This is a genomic window from Gemmiger formicilis, from assembly GCF_024462815.1.
In the GTDB taxonomy this organism is placed as follows: domain Bacteria; phylum Bacillota; class Clostridia; order Oscillospirales; family Ruminococcaceae; genus Gemmiger.
In genome coordinates this window covers 396669-411918 of sequence record NZ_JANGCG010000001.1, presented here as the reverse complement: position 1 = coordinate 411918, position 15250 = coordinate 396669, and the positions used below count along the sequence as shown (strand labels likewise).

The 15250-nt window shown below is 54.9% G+C and carries 27 protein-coding genes; all 27 read left to right on the top strand.

The window, feature by feature from the left end; all coding sequences use genetic code 11:
* The first annotated feature begins 4 nt into the window (after positions 1-4).
* Positions 5-556 (top strand): hypothetical protein, encoded by a 552-nt coding sequence (locus NE623_RS02040; RefSeq protein WP_256270869.1) that lies wholly within the window; start codon positions 5-7, stop codon positions 554-556.
* The gene (locus tag NE623_RS02035) at positions 549-902 is read left to right on the top strand and encodes a hypothetical protein (protein WP_256270870.1); all 354 of its coding nucleotides are present in this window, start codon (positions 549-551) and stop codon (positions 900-902) included. The genes NE623_RS02040 and NE623_RS02035 overlap by 8 nt, the downstream gene beginning before the upstream one ends.
* A complete protein-coding gene (locus tag NE623_RS02030) occupies positions 871-2217 on the top strand; it encodes a radical SAM protein (RefSeq protein ID WP_256270871.1) in 1347 nt (448 codons plus the stop codon). The genes NE623_RS02035 and NE623_RS02030 overlap by 32 nt, the downstream gene beginning before the upstream one ends.
* Positions 2207-3109, top strand: coding sequence for a hypothetical protein (locus tag NE623_RS02025; RefSeq protein WP_256270872.1), 903 nt, complete (start codon positions 2207-2209; stop codon positions 3107-3109). Before NE623_RS02030 ends, NE623_RS02025 begins: the two co-directional genes overlap by 11 nt.
* A gap of 12 nt (positions 3110-3121) precedes the next feature.
* Positions 3122-3313 carry a hypothetical protein gene (locus tag NE623_RS02020; RefSeq protein WP_256270873.1) on the top strand — a complete coding sequence of 64 codons (192 nt, stop codon included), beginning with the start codon at positions 3122-3124 and terminating at the stop codon, positions 3311-3313.
* A 31-nt stretch (positions 3314-3344) separates the two neighbouring features.
* On the top strand, positions 3345-3797 hold the full coding sequence (locus tag NE623_RS02015; protein WP_256270874.1) for a hypothetical protein: 453 nt from the start codon (positions 3345-3347) through the stop codon (positions 3795-3797).
* Between the two features lie 12 nt (positions 3798-3809).
* The gene (locus tag NE623_RS02010) at positions 3810-3986 is read left to right on the top strand and encodes a hypothetical protein (protein ID WP_256270875.1); all 177 of its coding nucleotides are present in this window, start codon (positions 3810-3812) and stop codon (positions 3984-3986) included.
* Positions 3987-3998: 12 nt separating this feature from the next.
* Positions 3999-4259, top strand: a complete 261-nt coding sequence (locus tag NE623_RS02005; protein WP_256270876.1) for a hypothetical protein — start codon at positions 3999-4001, stop codon at positions 4257-4259.
* A gap of 4 nt (positions 4260-4263) precedes the next feature.
* Complete coding sequence (locus NE623_RS02000) at positions 4264-5997, top strand: hypothetical protein (protein WP_256270877.1); 1734 nt, start codon at positions 4264-4266, stop codon at positions 5995-5997.
* Between the two features lie 458 nt (positions 5998-6455).
* The gene (locus tag NE623_RS01995; RefSeq protein WP_256270878.1) at positions 6456-7685 is read left to right on the top strand and encodes a reverse transcriptase domain-containing protein; all 1230 of its coding nucleotides are present in this window, start codon (positions 6456-6458) and stop codon (positions 7683-7685) included.
* Entirely contained in the window at positions 7682-8047 is a 366-nt protein-coding gene (locus NE623_RS01990) for a hypothetical protein (protein WP_256270879.1), read from the top strand. The genes NE623_RS01995 and NE623_RS01990 overlap by 4 nt, the downstream gene beginning before the upstream one ends.
* A 12-nt stretch (positions 8048-8059) precedes the next feature.
* Positions 8060-8233, top strand: coding sequence for a CD1375 family protein (locus tag NE623_RS01985; RefSeq protein ID WP_256270880.1), 174 nt, complete (start codon positions 8060-8062; stop codon positions 8231-8233).
* 23 nt (positions 8234-8256) lie between these two features.
* Positions 8257-8430, top strand: a complete 174-nt coding sequence (locus NE623_RS01980) for a hypothetical protein (RefSeq protein ID WP_256270881.1) — start codon at positions 8257-8259, stop codon at positions 8428-8430.
* Between the two features lie 136 nt (positions 8431-8566).
* Positions 8567-9574, top strand: a complete 1008-nt coding sequence (locus tag NE623_RS01975) for a peptidoglycan recognition protein family protein (protein ID WP_256270882.1) — start codon at positions 8567-8569, stop codon at positions 9572-9574.
* Between the two features lie 13 nt (positions 9575-9587).
* The gene (locus tag NE623_RS01970; protein WP_256270883.1) at positions 9588-9890 is read left to right on the top strand and encodes a hypothetical protein; all 303 of its coding nucleotides are present in this window, start codon (positions 9588-9590) and stop codon (positions 9888-9890) included.
* Positions 9880-10314, top strand: coding sequence for a phage holin (locus tag NE623_RS01965; protein ID WP_256270884.1), 435 nt, complete (start codon positions 9880-9882; stop codon positions 10312-10314). Before NE623_RS01970 ends, NE623_RS01965 begins: the two co-directional genes overlap by 11 nt.
* A gap of 604 nt (positions 10315-10918) precedes the next feature.
* Positions 10919-11113 (top strand): hypothetical protein, encoded by a 195-nt coding sequence (locus NE623_RS01960; protein ID WP_256270885.1) that lies wholly within the window; start codon positions 10919-10921, stop codon positions 11111-11113.
* Positions 11110-11589: a hypothetical protein gene (locus tag NE623_RS01955; protein WP_256270886.1), complete on the top strand. Its 480-nt coding sequence runs from the start codon at positions 11110-11112 to the stop codon at positions 11587-11589. The genes NE623_RS01960 and NE623_RS01955 overlap by 4 nt, the downstream gene beginning before the upstream one ends.
* 364 nt (positions 11590-11953) lie before the next feature.
* The gene (locus NE623_RS01950; protein WP_256270887.1) at positions 11954-12082 is read left to right on the top strand and encodes a hypothetical protein; all 129 of its coding nucleotides are present in this window, start codon (positions 11954-11956) and stop codon (positions 12080-12082) included.
* Positions 12083-12214: 132 nt separating this feature from the next.
* Positions 12215-12964, top strand: a complete 750-nt coding sequence (locus NE623_RS01945) for a DUF7698 family protein (RefSeq protein ID WP_256270888.1) — start codon at positions 12215-12217, stop codon at positions 12962-12964.
* Positions 12961-13152, top strand: a complete 192-nt coding sequence (locus NE623_RS01940; protein WP_256270889.1) for a hypothetical protein — start codon at positions 12961-12963, stop codon at positions 13150-13152. The genes NE623_RS01945 and NE623_RS01940 overlap by 4 nt, the downstream gene beginning before the upstream one ends.
* 7 nt (positions 13153-13159) lie before the next feature.
* Positions 13160-13447: a hypothetical protein gene (locus NE623_RS01935; RefSeq protein WP_256270890.1), complete on the top strand. Its 288-nt coding sequence runs from the start codon at positions 13160-13162 to the stop codon at positions 13445-13447.
* Complete coding sequence (locus tag NE623_RS01930; RefSeq protein WP_256270891.1) at positions 13444-13857, top strand: hypothetical protein; 414 nt, start codon at positions 13444-13446, stop codon at positions 13855-13857. Before NE623_RS01935 ends, NE623_RS01930 begins: the two co-directional genes overlap by 4 nt.
* Positions 13854-14069 carry a hypothetical protein gene (locus NE623_RS01925; RefSeq protein ID WP_256270892.1) on the top strand — a complete coding sequence of 72 codons (216 nt, stop codon included), beginning with the start codon at positions 13854-13856 and terminating at the stop codon, positions 14067-14069. The genes NE623_RS01930 and NE623_RS01925 overlap by 4 nt, the downstream gene beginning before the upstream one ends.
* Positions 14066-14272: a hypothetical protein gene (locus tag NE623_RS01920; protein WP_256270893.1), complete on the top strand. Its 207-nt coding sequence runs from the start codon at positions 14066-14068 to the stop codon at positions 14270-14272. Before NE623_RS01925 ends, NE623_RS01920 begins: the two co-directional genes overlap by 4 nt.
* 119 nt (positions 14273-14391) lie before the next feature.
* Positions 14392-14829 (top strand): DUF7659 family protein, encoded by a 438-nt coding sequence (locus NE623_RS01915; RefSeq protein WP_256270894.1) that lies wholly within the window; start codon positions 14392-14394, stop codon positions 14827-14829.
* Positions 14819-15226, top strand: a complete 408-nt coding sequence (locus tag NE623_RS01910; protein WP_256270895.1) for a hypothetical protein — start codon at positions 14819-14821, stop codon at positions 15224-15226. Before NE623_RS01915 ends, NE623_RS01910 begins: the two co-directional genes overlap by 11 nt.
* Positions 15227-15250: the final 24 nt, after the last annotated feature.

Here is a 15250-nt window from a genome sequence, read left to right as displayed (position 1 = left end):
TTTTATGGATAAAAATTTGCTCCAAGCAACGGTCACACTGGCTATCGCGGATTTGAAACCTATCCCGAGGGCGACGTTCCTTGAATTTTGCCGCACAAACCTTGCAGGCGTGGAATATCCTATGGCGGCAATTCACCTTGCAGAAATTTTCTGCGCGACCGTCGTGGAGAACTACGACGACCGCAAGGTGTGCGCCTACATTGGGGAATACTTCACCCACGCGCAGGATGTGTTCGGGCGTAAGTTTTCAATCCGCGAACTGGAACTGGTGGAATCGTTCGTCTCGTCTGTACAGGCGGCCTACCGCAACTACGATATTTTCAGCAATCCCGATATGTTAAACCGCATGAAAGCGCAGGCGGACCTCATTGACGACTGCGGCGACGATGCGGTTTTTTATTTTACCTACAAGGTGTGCAGCGGGATTCTTCGCTGCGCTATCGAGCATTTTCCCGAGGAAAAGACCCTTGCCTACGACATCGTTGGCAAGATGAACAAATACCAAGAACGGTATGACGGAATTAGTTTCGTCGGAAAGGATAAGTGTCATGGATAAAATCGTGGAGAAGAAGCACGTCAACGTGCCTGTTGAGGATGCGCATTTTGCGGAATTGGAGCGCTGCTCCTACGAGGTGAGCGTCGCCAAGAACCTGATTGGCTTTTTCGTCAATCTCAGCAAGGAGCAGGATGCAGGGGAGATGCTGGACACCTACATCAAGCAGTACCGCAGCGACCTTGCCCATGCGGAGACACACCGCCAAATGCTGATGAACAAGATGGTGGACCAGTATTTCCCGGTCGAACTCGGCTGGGATAAGCAGGACACCGGCTTCTACATCGACTTCGAGAGAAAGGAGATCGTTTTCAGCCATGAGGGAACTGCCGCGTCTGCCGAATTATAACGACTTCATCCACAGGCTGTACCCCGGTGTGGCTGACCGTTCGCTGGTGCGCGAGGTGACGTTCCAAGTCACGAACCAGTGCAATTTGCGGTGCGACTACTGCTACGAACACCACAAAGGCCCGGAATCCATGAGCCTTGAAACCGGCAAGCGCATTGTCGATCTGCTTATCCGCATGTGGGAAGACGACAAGCCTGGCGGCTTCATCAGCAAAAAGACGAAAACCGTCATCCTCGACTTCATCGGTGGCGAGCCCCTGCTGGAAGCGCCGTTGATTTCTGACATCTGCGACTACTTTTTCAAGCAGTGCGCGTTGAAAGGCTGCACCCTTGCGAGTGGCGCTCGTATCAGCATCAGCACGAACGGGCAGAACTATTTCGAGCCGCAGGTGCAGGCGTTCGTGAAGCGCTTTGCACCGTTCCTCAGCCTGAATGTGAGCATCGACGGTCACAAAGCCCTGCACGATGCCCACCGCGTCGATGCCGCTGGCAATGGCAGCTTCGACAAAGCCATCAAGGCATACCACGCGGCCGCAGGGCTTGGCGGTAAGCAGACGAAGATGACGTTCGTTCCGGCCAGCTTCCCGCAGATGTCCGAGGCCATCCTGTTCATGCTGGAACAGAACCCGGATTTTATTGCGGCCAACTACGCCTACGAGCCGATTTACACGCCGCAGGATGCCCGGGTGCTGTACGACCAGCTGAAAATCGTGTCGGACCACCTGATTGCCACCAAGCGGGTCATCGCGTGCTCCATTCTCGACCACAACATCGGATACCCCGTGGCGAAAGAGGATGATAAGAACTACTGCGGCGGCTCGGGCGGTATGCTGGCTTTTGACACGCAGGGCAAGGCTTATCCGTGCTTGCGGTACTGCCCAATCAGTATCGGCAAGGAAAAGGCCGAGAAAATCTGCATCGGGGATATGCAGGGAATTTACAACACCCCGCATACTGCGAAGATCCGCGATTACCTCGACGCGATTACGCTGTCCAGCCAGTCCACGCCCGAGTGCATCAACTGCCCGGTAGGTGTCGGCTGCGGGTGGTGCAGCGCCTACAACTACGAAAGCACAGGGGATGTCAACCGGCGCGTTACCAACATCTGCTGGGCGCACAAGGGGAGAACCCTCGCGTCGTGCTACTACCACAATAAGCGCTACCTCGAACTGCGCGACACCACGCCGAAAGCGGTACTCCTGCCGGAGAAAGATGCCTTGCAGATTATCCCGCGCGAGGAGTATGAGTATCTGCTGCGCTTGCAGACCGAAGCCGAAAAGGTGTTCTTGAAAGAGGGTGGGGAAGATGGCATTTAAGCTGATTCAATCCGCGCTGACTACCTCGACGGAAGCCCTGTATATGTTCGCGGCCGACACCGTTGACGATTTGAAAAATCTGCCGAACCTTGAACGGGCCGGCGAGGAGACGAACATCCGCTGGTTTGCCAAGGTCGGCTCATGCGTCCGTGTCATCGGCGCTGGCCGCTGGTATGTTCTGTCTCCGTCCAACGTGTGGTGTCCGCTGTTCTACATGAGCACCGAGGTCGAAGATGCTGTTGAACACAACGTCGAGACCATGCGGCAAATCATGTCCACGACGGAGGGATACAAAACCGCCGCCGCCAACAGCGCGGCCGCAGCAGCCGAGAGTGAACGGAACGCCGCTGACAGCAAGACCGCCGCCGCGACGAGCGAGAAAAACGCCAAGGCCAGCGAAACCGCTGCAAAAAACAGCGAGAACGCCGCCAAGGAATCTGAAACGCTGTCCGGCAAGAATCAAATCGCCGCCGCCGATGCCGCCGAAAGAGCAGAAGCGTCCGAGAATTCCGCCGCCGCATCCGCCGCTACAGCATCCCGCAACGCCGAGACGGCCGGCTCCAAGGCCAGCGAGAGCGCCGCCCATGCTGCCGCCGCGCTCAATTCGGAGAACAAGGCCGCTGCATCCAAGGCCGACGCAGAAACCGCGAGGGAAGCCGCAGAAAAGGCAAAGTCCGATGCAGAGGATAGTTCATCGTCTGCCAAGGAACAGGCCGTTGCTGCGTCCAACAGCGCCGCACAAGCGTCCAAGGCGGCCGCCCGCGTGAACTGGGTAGACTACGGAACACTCGACGGCGGTGAAGCCAACGAGGTCAGCCAATTCAAGCTGACAGGCGGCGGCCCGGGAACGACGACTTCCCTTGTCATTGATGGCGGCGGCCCGGACGATTGAGGAGGTATACAAATGGCTGTTACTGCAATCCCGCGCCACGGCACAACTGCGCAGTATGCACAGGCCGAAGCAAACGGGAAAATCTACGAGAAGTTTGAACTTCTGCTGGAAGAAACGGCAAGCGGCCTTACCCTCAAAGTGGGCGACGGCGTGAATCCGTACAGCAAACTCAAAGTGCTTGCAAAAACCGAGGATAGCGAGTAATCGCGGCGCTCGGTAGAAAGGAGATGGTATTTTGGCTGCTACAATTATTCCCCGCCACGGCACTACTGCGGGATATGAAACCGCCGAGAAGAACGGCAAAATCTACGACGACGGCGAACTGCTTGTCGAAGAAATGACCGACGGCAACCTCCGCATGAAGCAGGGCGACGGCGTAAATCCGTATAGCAAGCTGAAAGTCGTGTACGACTACGCTAAGGTCAAACAGGCGGAAGAACAAGGCGTTTTGGCTGCCGAGAACGCTCAAAAGGCGGCTCTCAGCTACCAAAATTCGTTGGCGGTGCAAGCCGCCGTAAAAAATGACCTGCAAACGGTCACGGAAGTCAAAGTTGAGGTTGCGGCGATAAAGGCTGCTGCCGACAAAACCCTTGAACAGTGCATGGGCTATGCCGGGGCTGCCACATTCGCTTTTGGTGCTGATGAAAATGGCGAATTTTCGTTCTTTTTGAACGAGGACGAGGGATAGGGGGTGTGAACAATGGTGCAGTTGAGCGAACAATACGGTGTCACCCGCCAGCCCGATACGATGTATTGGTGCGATGACAGCGAGGATCTGAAAGACATCAAAAACCCGCCGATGGGTACGAAAGCCTACATCATCCACGAGAAGCGTATCGTCATTGCCGATTCCAGTGGCAAGTTCTGCGATATGTAAAGGAGCAGAAACATGGACATTATAGCAATCGCGGTAGCAAAAGGACAGGCTACCGCCGAAGCGCAGAAGCAGGCACAGGTGGCGAAAAACTACGCCAATGCCGCCAGCGCGGCGGCAGAGGAATCCAACGCAACAGAAGTCCGCGTTAAGGTTCTCGCTGAAACCGCCGCCAAAGCTGCGCAACAGGCAGCCGGATATGCCGGAGCCGCAACCTATGCCCTTGGCCCGGATGAAAACGGGCTGTTTTCTTTCTTTATGAACGAGGAGGAGTAAATTTATGAAACTCATTTCCCATCCCGCAACCGAGGAGACGTTGCAGAAAGTCGCCGCCGCGCTGGAAGCCGGCAACAGCCTGAAAGCCGCCGAGCTGGCCGGCACTACCGGTGCCGCCATCTATGACAGCTTCTACGCATCCAGCGTCACGCCGGAGAACATCGACGACATGTTCGTGTCTTGGTGGCATGGCGCTGATGACGGCAACTACACCAAGACCCAGCTTCTTGCCCGCTGGTTCAATCTGTTGCACAGCGACAAGACCTTTGGTGTCAAATTCTACGATTTCGGCACCTCGCAGACCACCGAGGGCGAGTTCGTCGAGGACAGCAAGGAACTTGGCGCGGCCACGCCTAGCACCAACACCGTCATCGGCAAAGACCCGTACTGCAAGCAGTTCGCGTTCTGGACCATCGAGGTCGAGTACGAAATCGACACCAACGGCGAAATCGAAATCAAGGCCGTGGACAAGGTGGACGGTTCGTTCACCCGCGCCGGTACGAACGGCATGGTCGGTGTCGCGCAGAAATCCGCGTGGATGTCGCTGGTGGATGACGGCGTGAACTGGTGGAAGTATTACCGCACCACCCGCAAGGCTGGCTACTTCCCACTGCCGGAGTGCGTCGCGCCCGACGGCACGATCCGCGCGTTCATGGTTCACGCAAAGTACCTCGCTGGCAAGGATGCCGCTGGCAAGCCCACGTCCGCGTCCGGCCTTGCCCCGCTGAACTACACTTACAGCCACAACTCGCAGATTGCCGAGTGGCGCAAGCGCGGCGCGAACTACGCCGGTATTTCTATCTGCGACATCGCGTTCCGCATCCACATGTTCCAGTTGAAGTACGGCAAAAAGGGTAACTCCGGCACGTTGGAGGGCTGCACCAGCTACAACCTCCAGTACAAGGCCGCTGCGGCCGAGACTGGCGTTACCCGCGTCCTGCTGACCGAAGCGCAGGCGGGCAACCTGCTCGTCGGCTCGTCCGTCATAGTTGGCGACGTGGGCGGCGGCACCAGCACCGACCGCAATACCGCGTCCATGTACAAGCTGGCGAAGAATGTGCGCATCAAGTCCATTGTCAGCGTCACCGTCAGTGGCACGGTCTATAAGGCCGTCAACCTCGACACCGACACGCCGTTTGATGTGACTACCGACACCTACATCAGCACCATGCCGTGGTGGTCTGGTTCCTGTGATGATGTGCAGGGCGTGGATGGTTCTCCGACCAGCTGCACCAACGGCAAAGAGCCGTTCATCATTCAGGGCTTGGAGTCTCAGCCCGGCGCGTATGCCGTTGTAGCTGACATCATCGACACGCTGTCTGTGGACACTGATGCCAACACCATGACGATTGCCCCTGCGACCGTTCGTCTGGCAAAGAACATTGCGCAGAGCAAGTCTGCCAACTACATTGATACCGATAAGCCGCTGACTGTGCCGAAGCCTACAAACTGGAACTGGCACTACATCGGCGATCTCGCTATCAGCAAGGCTCATCCGGAGTTTACCACGCCGAGCGTCATCGACAACGGCGCATCCTCCGGCAACGGCTACAAGTCTGCGGTCTATTTGCCGCCCTCTGGCGGGCCGTATGAGTGGCTGTCTTGGGGTAACCTCAACGACGGTGCGGCTTGCGGCTTGGCCTGTGCGAATTTGAACTCCGGGCTTGGCTATGCGTACTGGTCCTTCCTCGCGGGCGCGCCTGGTAGTGCTGCAAACCGGGGTGAATGGGCGGGCTGACCTTTACGGTCAGCCCGAACAGAGGGGCATCAGCCCCTTTTAGAACGCTGAAATAAAATCGAATAAGGGAATTACGGTGCGAGTCTGCGGTCAATTTGCCGACCTCTGGCGGGACGTATGAGTGGCTGTCTTGGAGTAACCTCAACGACGGTGCGAATTGCGGCTTGGCCTGTGCGAATTTGAACAACGGGCTTGGCAATGCGAACTGGAACATCCTCGCGGGCGCGATCTGGTGATATGGTTTTAATCTTTGCGCCGTAATCCTCTGCTGTAATATGCAGACGCGGCAGCGCCGCGCCTTGGCGGGGGAGACCACCGCCTAAAATGGAGTGTAGCAGGTGGCCCCGGCAACGGGGTAGCCCACGGCTTACGACCGTGGCTTGGGTTAGTAGAATAGGCGGTAGCCAAAACCGAAAGCCCTCATTCTCACCAGAGTTTTTTATTCGTGGGGTGAACGATTGAGAACCTATTGCAAGCACGTTGATATTGAGAACCCTGCGATTGTTTCCGGGTGGATATTTGACTATTTGCACGGCGAGAAGAATCGCCCGCCGAAGTGGCGCAGAAAGGACTACCAGCTGTTCATGGTGGAGTGGTCCTGCTACTCGCTGGGCGAAATCAAGCTGGCGGTCGAGTACCACAACCACAATATTCTCTTAGAAATTTGCGACGATATAGCGCGTGAGGTATGCGCACGGATCCGCCGCCGAGATTTACGGCTTGCACCTATCAAATTTTTCAAAAGAATTGACGGGATAAGTCTGAAGGAGCGCGACATCAGCCACGAAAGCATCATGCAGCAAATCATGGATGCCGTGGCGGTGTACGCGCTCATGCCGTTATTCAAGGCCAAAATCCTGCCGCACCAGTACGCGAGTATCAAAAATCGCGGCCAAGTGGCCGGTGCAAACAAAATTGCAAAGTGGATTCGCAGGGATAAACGGTGCAGATATTGCGGCAAGGCTGACGTGAAGAAGTGTTTCCAATCGTTGAGCCGCCGTGTCATCATGCGGCTGTTGCGGCGTGACATCCGTAAAAATGCCACGCTCCTATGGCTCGTGGATTCGCTGCTGTCCACCTACTGGCGTATCGAGAACGGCAAGGTTGTCATCCTCGGCCTTGTCATCGGTACGCTGCTTTCGCAATGGCTATGCAACTATGCGTTGAGCTACCTGTTCCGCTATGTACAGGGATTAAGGCGCACCCAGCGCCGCCGTGGAGAAATCCGCGAGGTGAAGCTGGTGTACCACATCCTGTTCTACATGGACGATATATTCGTGACCGGGCTACGGGCAGCCGATGTGCAGAGTGCGCTCCGCAAGGCCGCCACTTGGGCGAAGAAAATGCTCGGTATCTCCCTGCATGACGAGTTCAAGATTTTGGGCTTTGCCACGAACGCCGTGGACATGATGGGCTATGTGATAGGCTACGAGAGTACGACGATTCGCGCAAGAATTTTCCTGCGCGCCCGGCGGCACTACCTCCGCGCTGCGGTGTGGCTGCGGCACAATAAGCGGCTGACGCTGCGCCGCGCACAGAACGTCATCAGCTACTACGGCTACTTCAAGAACAGCGATTCCACGCACATCAAGGCGAAGTTGAACGTCGAGACGATTTTTGCCGTCGCAAAGAGAAATGTTTCGTTCTACACCCTTGTGAATCATCAGAAAGGACCGATTGCAGCATGAGACAGGAAACTCATTTCACCGAAAAGCCGAAAGAAATTTACTTCGAGAATTTCAGCGGCACCGCGCCGAACAAGGTGTGGATGCGCCGCAACATCAAAAAGCAGACTGTCACCCCCGAGGAGGGCGATGCCTACACCGAGTACACCGCAGACGAGGTCTATTTCGAGACTTCGCACTCGCTGGACGAGGTGCAGGCTGACAAGGATACCTACTGGTCCTACGGCGAGACGTGGCAGCCCGGTGTGCAGGACGAGGGCATCATGGACAACAAGGAACTGACTGAGGGCTTCAACAGCCTGCAATCCGGCCAGCTTGACCTCTATGACGCTATCGCCTCCCTGTACGAAACCGCGAGTCTGTAAAGGAGGTACATCATGGCATACACCTACGTCGTTCTGATTGTCCACGGTCGTCGCACGCTGGAACAGGTTCCCGCGAAACTCGGCCCCGCCGCCGTCATTGCCGAAGCCAAGAAGCGCATCGGCACCGACGTGAACGGCATCATTCTTACGCAGGAACTTTTCGACGAAAAGTTTGCCAACGCATGAGCGCCCGGGCAAAGGAGCGGCACTTGAAAAGAACGCTCGGCCTTGCGCTCGACTTGGTCGATGCACTGATTCAAGTGCTGGAAGAAAACGAGATTGATGCACTGTGGGCAAGTGAAATGTACGCACAGCTGCATTATGACGAAATGCTTTATTCGGGCAAGAAAGTAGGAGAACGACCTGACACCATGCAGGTCTGAATCACGGCGGCAGAAATGCCGCCGATTTTTTATGGAAAGTGAGGAATAAACCCATGAAAGACGAAAACATGACCGATGTGGAATTGTCCGCAGAGTGTGAAGCTGAAATGAGCGACGGCAAGGGGGTTGAGGACGAATGAGTATTTCTGCTCTTGCGACTTACACGGAGTTGTCTCCGAACTGCAACAAGCCGCGTAAGAATCCTATTTCCCGCATCACACCGCATCACATGGCCGGGTCACTGTCCTTGCCGCAGTTTGGCGCACTGGTGGCAAAGCCCTCTCGGCAGATGTCGGCCAACTACGCCATCGCAAAAGACGGCAGTATCGGCGCGTTCTGCGACGAGGACAACAGATCGTGGTGCAGCAGCAGCCCCTACAACGACCACCGTGCGGTGACTATCGAGGTGGCGAACGACGGCGGCGCGAGCACCAACTGGCACGTCAGCGACGCGGCCTTGGAATCCCTCGTGAAGCTGTGCGTGGACATTTGCCAGCGCAACCCCGGGCTGAAAAACGGCCTGAACTACACGGGCGACGCGCGCGGCAACCTCACCAAGCACAGCTACTTCACGGCAACCGCCTGCCCGGGCAACTACCTCGGAGAAAAATTCGCGTGGCTGGCCGGTGAGGTGAACAAGCGTCTGCTCGGCACTGGGCAGGAGAATGTCGAAATGCGGGCTGGCACGGCGCTTCACTTGGAGCGGGCAAACCTGTACGTTGCCAGCACGTCGCTTACGATTGCCGGTGTGCGCACGGGCGTTTTCTACCTGTGGGGCAAGGAAGTCGTGAACGGCCGCGTCCGCATCACCAACACGACCAGCAATGTCGGCAAGGCCGGGCGCGTCACTGGCTGGATTTCCTACGATGACGCAAAGGCGGCCGCCGGTATCAAGGATCAGTTGAATGACAGCCGTGGCCTGTCCACGATTGTCATTGATGCCGTCGGCACGGTAACGGCCATGCCGCTGTACGAACTGTGCAAGCAGCTTGACCTCGTGAACCCGGGCTACTACCGCGCAAAATTTATCGACGCGGCGAACACGGTGCAGTACATCGAGGTTGGCCGCATCAGCAGCGGTGATGCACAGGTCATCAAGCGCCTGTGCGACAAAGCTGGCATCGAGTACAAAGTCGCGGCGTAAGGGGGTGTCACCGATGAATGAATGGACCGTCGTAGGCGTAATCGTCGTACTGCTGGGCTTGCTTGGCACGGTGACAGCCCCCATGATTAAGCTGAACACAACGCTCACGAAGCTGAACGATAAGTTCGAGACTTTGGATAGCAAGCTCACCGATGTGACCGAAAGCAACCACGATTCCCACAAACGCCTGTGGGAACACGAAGAAGCGCAGGACAACACGCTGCATAACCACGAGACGAGAATCCAAATTTTGGAGGGTCATGCCCCGCGTCCTGTACATTATCCCGAGAAAGGAGAAATCGACCATGAACATTAACTGGAAAGTCCGTTTGAAGAACAAGTCGTTTTGGCTGGCCCTTATCCCGGCGGTGCTGCTGCTTGTACAGGTGGTAGCCGCTGTGTTCGGCTACACGCTCGACCTCGGTGACCTCGGCAACAAGCTGCTGTCGGTTGTCAACGCAGTTTTTGCTGTGCTGGCAATCCTTGGCGTGGTGACCGATCCGACCACGGCGGGCATCAGCGACAGCGCCCAGGCGTTGACCTATGAGTACCCCAAAGAATCCAGCGTCATTGAAACGCAGGCCGCCGCAGAGGAAGATTCCACGGTGCTGCACCTCAAAAACAAATCGTGGCAGGAATTGACCGCCATGGCCGAGAGCCTTGGTGTCAACGTCTGGCCTGATGATACCGTCGAGACTTTGGCAACTCGCATTGCGAAAGCCGTAGGCAATAAGCAGTAATTGAGCGCCCCGACTGCCCGGAGAAATCCGAGTAGCTGGGGCGCCCTTTTGCTGTCCGAAAGATGTCCGCGGACGCATCCTAGGACGAACTGCGGATGCTGGAAGAAAGGCCGGAAATCTGCGTAAATCCTGCGTAATCTGCAACTGTCCATGGAATGTCCTATGGACACACTATAAAATGTCCACGGAAAATCCGTCACTACCAGCACCAGCACCATACCAGCACCATACCGTACCTAACATTAAGAGGAAAAAGATTTGAAAAGCGAGATTTTTTTCATCCTGTTTGCAGAAAAAAACTCGCAATAAGGCTGCACAAAATCTTCCAAACGTCAACTTATCGAGAAAACATTCCGATTGGCAATATTGCACAAATAAATCACTCTATTTTCGGTTAAATTGGCAAAAAACACTTTACAACGTCGATTTTGTCCTATATAATGATACCAAAACATACAAAAAGGACGGTGACACGTTATGTTTTGCAAATAAAAAGACCCGCTGGCCTGAGAAACCAGCGGGCGGAGATGAAAAATGCCGAAAACGGCGGTACGATGGTACCAACATCGTACCCACAGTATACCAAACTGCGAGGGATAAATCAATGAGTGAACGAGAAATTCTTATCAAGGCGAGGGCGGATGCCTTGCGCGATGTGGGTGTGCTTTTGCAACTGGCCGCCGAAAAGCCGCCGCAGACCGTACAGGAGTCAGATTCCATTATTTGCGCATTGCGAGATTTATTTAACTTGCGCTTTGCAGAATTGGAGCACAGCATGGAAAGGGGTCGTGCGGAATGAGACTGGACAGATATGTGGATGGACGCAAGGTGTCAAAGTGCGCGGTTTTCACCAGCCGGGCCGGAAATCAGATTATGGCTATCACGGTCGAGGGGCAGGTTATGCTCGCCTGCTGTGATGTGTGCCGCTGCTTCGGGGAGCAATTCTCGCTGGACAGCTGCCGCCGCGAGGATGTAAAGCACTATGTCTGCTTCGATGCGCCGCGCGGCCGAAACGGCGTTGCTAAGAAAACCATCTTCGCCCCGGCGCGTCTGCTGATCGGCTACATCAGAACCCGGTACCCGAGGAAAAATACGGAGATTGTGCGTTGGATTCAGACCGAGATTGTTCCCGCTATGTCCTACGAGCAGAAGCAGGAGACGGAAGTGGCCGAGAAAGCGCCCGAGAGCAACAAGCCGAGGGCGTTGCTTATGTCCTACATCGAGCAGGCACGGCTGATTTTGAATCTGCTGGAAGAACAGGCCAAAATGGTCTAAAAAATATTTTTGCCGGACGTTCCCCAAAAAGGAGCGCCCGGCATTTTCTATTTGCGGCATAGACACACCATACGCAAAAGTTGACAGCTGGCAATATACTTTCATCACTTGACACATAAAACGCGCCACAGGGCCTTATTCGTGGGCTTAGAGCCTATTTAGCCAGCATGCAGAGAAGCGTGGAACATAGAGCTCGTTAAGTGACACAAAAACGCAAAAAATATCGTAGGTAGGACACAAAAACTATTGACTTTCCAGCTGTCAAATAGTATAATGATAATACAAAATAATTTCCAGTTGGAAACTTACAGAGACGGACGGCCAGTGAGATGACGGCCACACAGAACCGGGCAGGAGGTTAGAAATGGACGATTACATGAATAACGACCAGTACAACGTATTTCTCGAAAACATCGCAAAACTCATTGAAGCAAACGCAAAGACCGTTGAAGAAGCCGCACAGATCGTGCGGGATTCCAAAGTGCAGAAATAAAAAAGGCTTTTCCCCCACGCCGACCAAAGCAAAGGGAAAAGCCAAGTGAACAATAAGGGCGGCGACGAGCCTGCCATCATCGTCGCCCTTTATTTTATCAGAAACGGGCAGGAAAAGCAAGGGAGAATGAAAATGCGTAATTACATGAAAGAGTATCGGGAAGCCCTCGATGAACGCAGCCTGTTTGAGTGCGGTTCTGAAAAATGGAACGCGGTTGATGAAAAGCTCGACGGCATCCTGCGTGACGGTACCGTGGCCCACGATGACAGAATCGTGAGGGAAGTATGTGAGTGCATCGAACAGCTGCTCGACCTTGGTAGTGATTGGGACGATGTGCTGGTGCAGAAGTACGTCAAACTCCTTGATGACAATGGCTACGGCTACTTGAACGACAACACCAAGAAAGTGTACGAAATCGACGATGTTGAGACGATGAAAGGCTTTCTCGAAAGAACCTACGAAAAGGTGCAGGAGTTACGGAATGAATTGTCAAAGGATTGTGACCCGAACACCGATAGCCGTATCCGTAGTAAGTGGAGAAAAATCGAGAAGAGTATCGACGACATGGGCAACGTCGCAAGTAGAGTTTGGAGATACTACGAGGTATCCCGCGATAACGGTAACGACTGCATCAACATCGACGATGTGGTTGGGGACATTGACGTTTTTCCTCTTGTCGGATGTTTCCGGGATTTTGGCGTTGAGCACTTCACATTTTCTTCTACATGGAGCAGCGCTGTCAAAACCGCATGGCTGTTCAAAATGAACGGCTGCGAGGTTGAGGGATTGGTAGAGGTCAACGGAAACACGAACTACATGACCGGCAAGCATGAGAAAATGCCCGCCTACAAATTCGCAGTGAAGTGGGGGCGTGAACAATGACAAAATTCGTAATGACCGACTTGCCGGCAGGGCATCCGGCACAGAAAGCAGGAGCGACCATCAACGTACAGGCGATGGTGAACGTAGACGGCAGCGAGGATTATTTCTACTGCGGCACCGGCAAATTCTGCAAGAACCGCAAGGAAGCGGACCAGTGGATTAAGGACTACTTGAAAGGCAAGGTGTGAAATGGGAATGATGCGAACATGGGCCAACATCAACGGAAAGCTGGAATTTATCGGCTTTTGCTCGGCCCGCGGCGAGGAATGGGTGGACGGCGGCGACGGCTATATGTACAGCGGGAACGACGTGGCCAAACTCTCCTGCATGAGCTACCACGAACTGCGGTCTATCGCAGAAGCCGAGGAAGTTGACTTCTTCCCGGATGACAGCCTGTACGGTTTGGCCGTCAGAATCGCAGAGCGGCGGGCGGCGAAGCACGGGCATCAGTTCTTCAAGCAGGAAAAGAGGTCGGCAGTATGACAAAGATGGTCAAGGTGTCATACAGCTTTTACAAGAAGTATTTCCGCGAGTGCAAGACCGGCGAGTACGACGAAAAGCGCAAGACCATTGAGATTGAAGTCCCCAAGCGGCCGCCGTTCCCGAAAGAATGGAAAGCAGATGGCGGGTATCGGTACACCCCGGATGGCATCAAAATCTATACATACGGCAGCGGCTACCAAGAAAGCTACTTAGTTAGCGTTCTGCACGAGGTTGAGTTGTCCTCGGGCGAGAAAGTTATCCGTGAAACTACAACGATGGTGCGGCCAGGAGTGAACGCTCGCCAGCAGGTCATGGACGTTGTCGCAGAGTATGTGGAGATACCGAACATCAAGCACAGTGTTTTTGAAAAAGCAGCGTTTGCGCGGAAAGCAAAGGAGCGTGGAAAATGAAGAAAGCAGAAATCAAAAAGACGTTGCGGCGGGCCCGGGAAATGAGCCGCCAGCACCCGGGCATCTTTTACAGGGTGATGGACCGCCCGGGCGGTGCGCCGGTCATCACAGGTTCAGATTGGGTGTACCGCGAAAGGGTCCTCATGGGGTGGAGCACGCTGGCGGTGTTCCGCAGCGGAGTACGGACAGGAAGTGAGGTAGCAGAAGCATGAACGCAGAGCAGCAGGAGAGTATGCGGTACGCGGATCTGATGATGGAGCTTGCAACGCAGGCAGCAGACGAGAACGGCAGAATCAGCTACTCCGAAATCGAAAAGCGGTGCGGCGCGGCCGAGGTTGACCCGTGCTCGATGGCGCACGATTTGCAGAGCGAGGAGTACGAAATCGACTACGGCGGCGAGGCCGCACAGGTATAAAAAATCGGCAGCCCCACGGACAGGAGAGGCTACCGACAGACCAGTTCCACAGCAGTCACGAAGCAGAGAGGTCAACTATTATGTTAGACCCTCCGCGGCAAAAAGTCAAGGAGGACGAAATGAAAGTAGCAGAAACTTACGTACAGATGAAAGAACGTCACCAAAAAGAGGTGAACGAGTTCCCGATGATGTGGGCATTCAACAACGACCAGTTCGCGCAGGGCATGAAGAAACTTGGCTTGCAGGAAACGGACACCGACAAGATTTATCGGATTGCGCCCGGCGGCTTCATCCGCAAGACGGATGCCGACAAGCTGGACGAGATGTTCACGCGCCACACAAAGGAGCGCAAGGAAGCTATGGCGGCGGATATTGACGGCACGGGCTACCTGTTCCAGATGTTCCGCTACGAGTTGGCAAACCACGAGTACAGCTACACGGGGGATGCCGAGGAGACGCTGGATGCTTTGGGCCTTACCTACGGTGACGTGAACAGTTCTCCGGCAATGCGGGCGGCCCTCAACGCGGCGATTAAGGTGGTGTGCAATGACGACTGATGATGTGGCCGCCGCTGTCATCAAGCGGCTGATTGGGAAAGTGGTAATCCACCGGCTGGATGCGTACTCGACGAACAGCATTTATCTGAAATTTGACTACGGCATCGTGAACAGCCTGCGTATCAGCGACCACGAGGGCAAGAAACATTTGTCCTATCGGTACAATATCCTGCTGGATCAGCAGGTGCGGGAAGTACGCCACATGAACGGTTATGACCGCATATTCTACCCGCCGTCGATGCTGGATAGGTGCTGTGATGAAATCCTCGCAGCGAAAGAGAAGAAGTTGCAATATTACGCAGACTATGAAGCCGTTATGAAGAAAGTCCGGCGCGACAGCGCATACGCGAGAGGGTTTTGGCAAAAGGCGTGGGAGGTGTACCCCGATGAAGCATAAGAAGCCGATGCCCAAGACTGATAT

Coding starts and splice junctions, on each gene's coding strand:
- NE623_RS02030 (WP_256270871.1), top strand. CDS start 871: ATGAGGGAACTGCCGCGTCTGCCGAATTATAACGACTTCATCCACAGG.
- NE623_RS01955 (WP_256270886.1), top strand. CDS start 11,110: ATGAGACTGGACAGATATGTGGATGGACGCAAGGTGTCAAAGTGCGCG.
- NE623_RS02025 (WP_256270872.1), top strand. CDS start 2,207: ATGGCATTTAAGCTGATTCAATCCGCGCTGACTACCTCGACGGAAGCC.
- NE623_RS01920 (WP_256270893.1), top strand. CDS start 14,066: ATGAACGCAGAGCAGCAGGAGAGTATGCGGTACGCGGATCTGATGATG.
- NE623_RS02020 (WP_256270873.1), top strand. CDS start 3,122: ATGGCTGTTACTGCAATCCCGCGCCACGGCACAACTGCGCAGTATGCA.
- NE623_RS01945 (WP_256270888.1), top strand. CDS start 12,215: ATGCGTAATTACATGAAAGAGTATCGGGAAGCCCTCGATGAACGCAGC.
- NE623_RS01915 (WP_256270894.1), top strand. CDS start 14,392: ATGAAAGTAGCAGAAACTTACGTACAGATGAAAGAACGTCACCAAAAA.
- NE623_RS01935 (WP_256270890.1), top strand. CDS start 13,160: ATGATGCGAACATGGGCCAACATCAACGGAAAGCTGGAATTTATCGGC.
- NE623_RS01950 (WP_256270887.1), top strand. CDS start 11,954: ATGGACGATTACATGAATAACGACCAGTACAACGTATTTCTCGAAAAC.
- NE623_RS01925 (WP_256270892.1), top strand. CDS start 13,854: ATGAAGAAAGCAGAAATCAAAAAGACGTTGCGGCGGGCCCGGGAAATG.
- NE623_RS02010 (WP_256270875.1), top strand. CDS start 3,810: ATGGTGCAGTTGAGCGAACAATACGGTGTCACCCGCCAGCCCGATACG.
- NE623_RS02000 (WP_256270877.1), top strand. CDS start 4,264: ATGAAACTCATTTCCCATCCCGCAACCGAGGAGACGTTGCAGAAAGTC.
- NE623_RS01930 (WP_256270891.1), top strand. CDS start 13,444: ATGACAAAGATGGTCAAGGTGTCATACAGCTTTTACAAGAAGTATTTC.
- NE623_RS02035 (WP_256270870.1), top strand. CDS start 549: ATGGATAAAATCGTGGAGAAGAAGCACGTCAACGTGCCTGTTGAGGAT.
- NE623_RS01975 (WP_256270882.1), top strand. CDS start 8,567: ATGAGTATTTCTGCTCTTGCGACTTACACGGAGTTGTCTCCGAACTGC.
- NE623_RS01965 (WP_256270884.1), top strand. CDS start 9,880: ATGAACATTAACTGGAAAGTCCGTTTGAAGAACAAGTCGTTTTGGCTG.
- NE623_RS02005 (WP_256270876.1), top strand. CDS start 3,999: ATGGACATTATAGCAATCGCGGTAGCAAAAGGACAGGCTACCGCCGAA.
- NE623_RS01985 (WP_256270880.1), top strand. CDS start 8,060: ATGGCATACACCTACGTCGTTCTGATTGTCCACGGTCGTCGCACGCTG.
- NE623_RS01910 (WP_256270895.1), top strand. CDS start 14,819: ATGACGACTGATGATGTGGCCGCCGCTGTCATCAAGCGGCTGATTGGG.
- NE623_RS01960 (WP_256270885.1), top strand. CDS start 10,919: ATGAGTGAACGAGAAATTCTTATCAAGGCGAGGGCGGATGCCTTGCGC.
- NE623_RS01990 (WP_256270879.1), top strand. CDS start 7,682: ATGAGACAGGAAACTCATTTCACCGAAAAGCCGAAAGAAATTTACTTC.
- NE623_RS01970 (WP_256270883.1), top strand. CDS start 9,588: ATGAATGAATGGACCGTCGTAGGCGTAATCGTCGTACTGCTGGGCTTG.
- NE623_RS01940 (WP_256270889.1), top strand. CDS start 12,961: ATGACAAAATTCGTAATGACCGACTTGCCGGCAGGGCATCCGGCACAG.
- NE623_RS02040 (WP_256270869.1), top strand. CDS start 5: ATGGATAAAAATTTGCTCCAAGCAACGGTCACACTGGCTATCGCGGAT.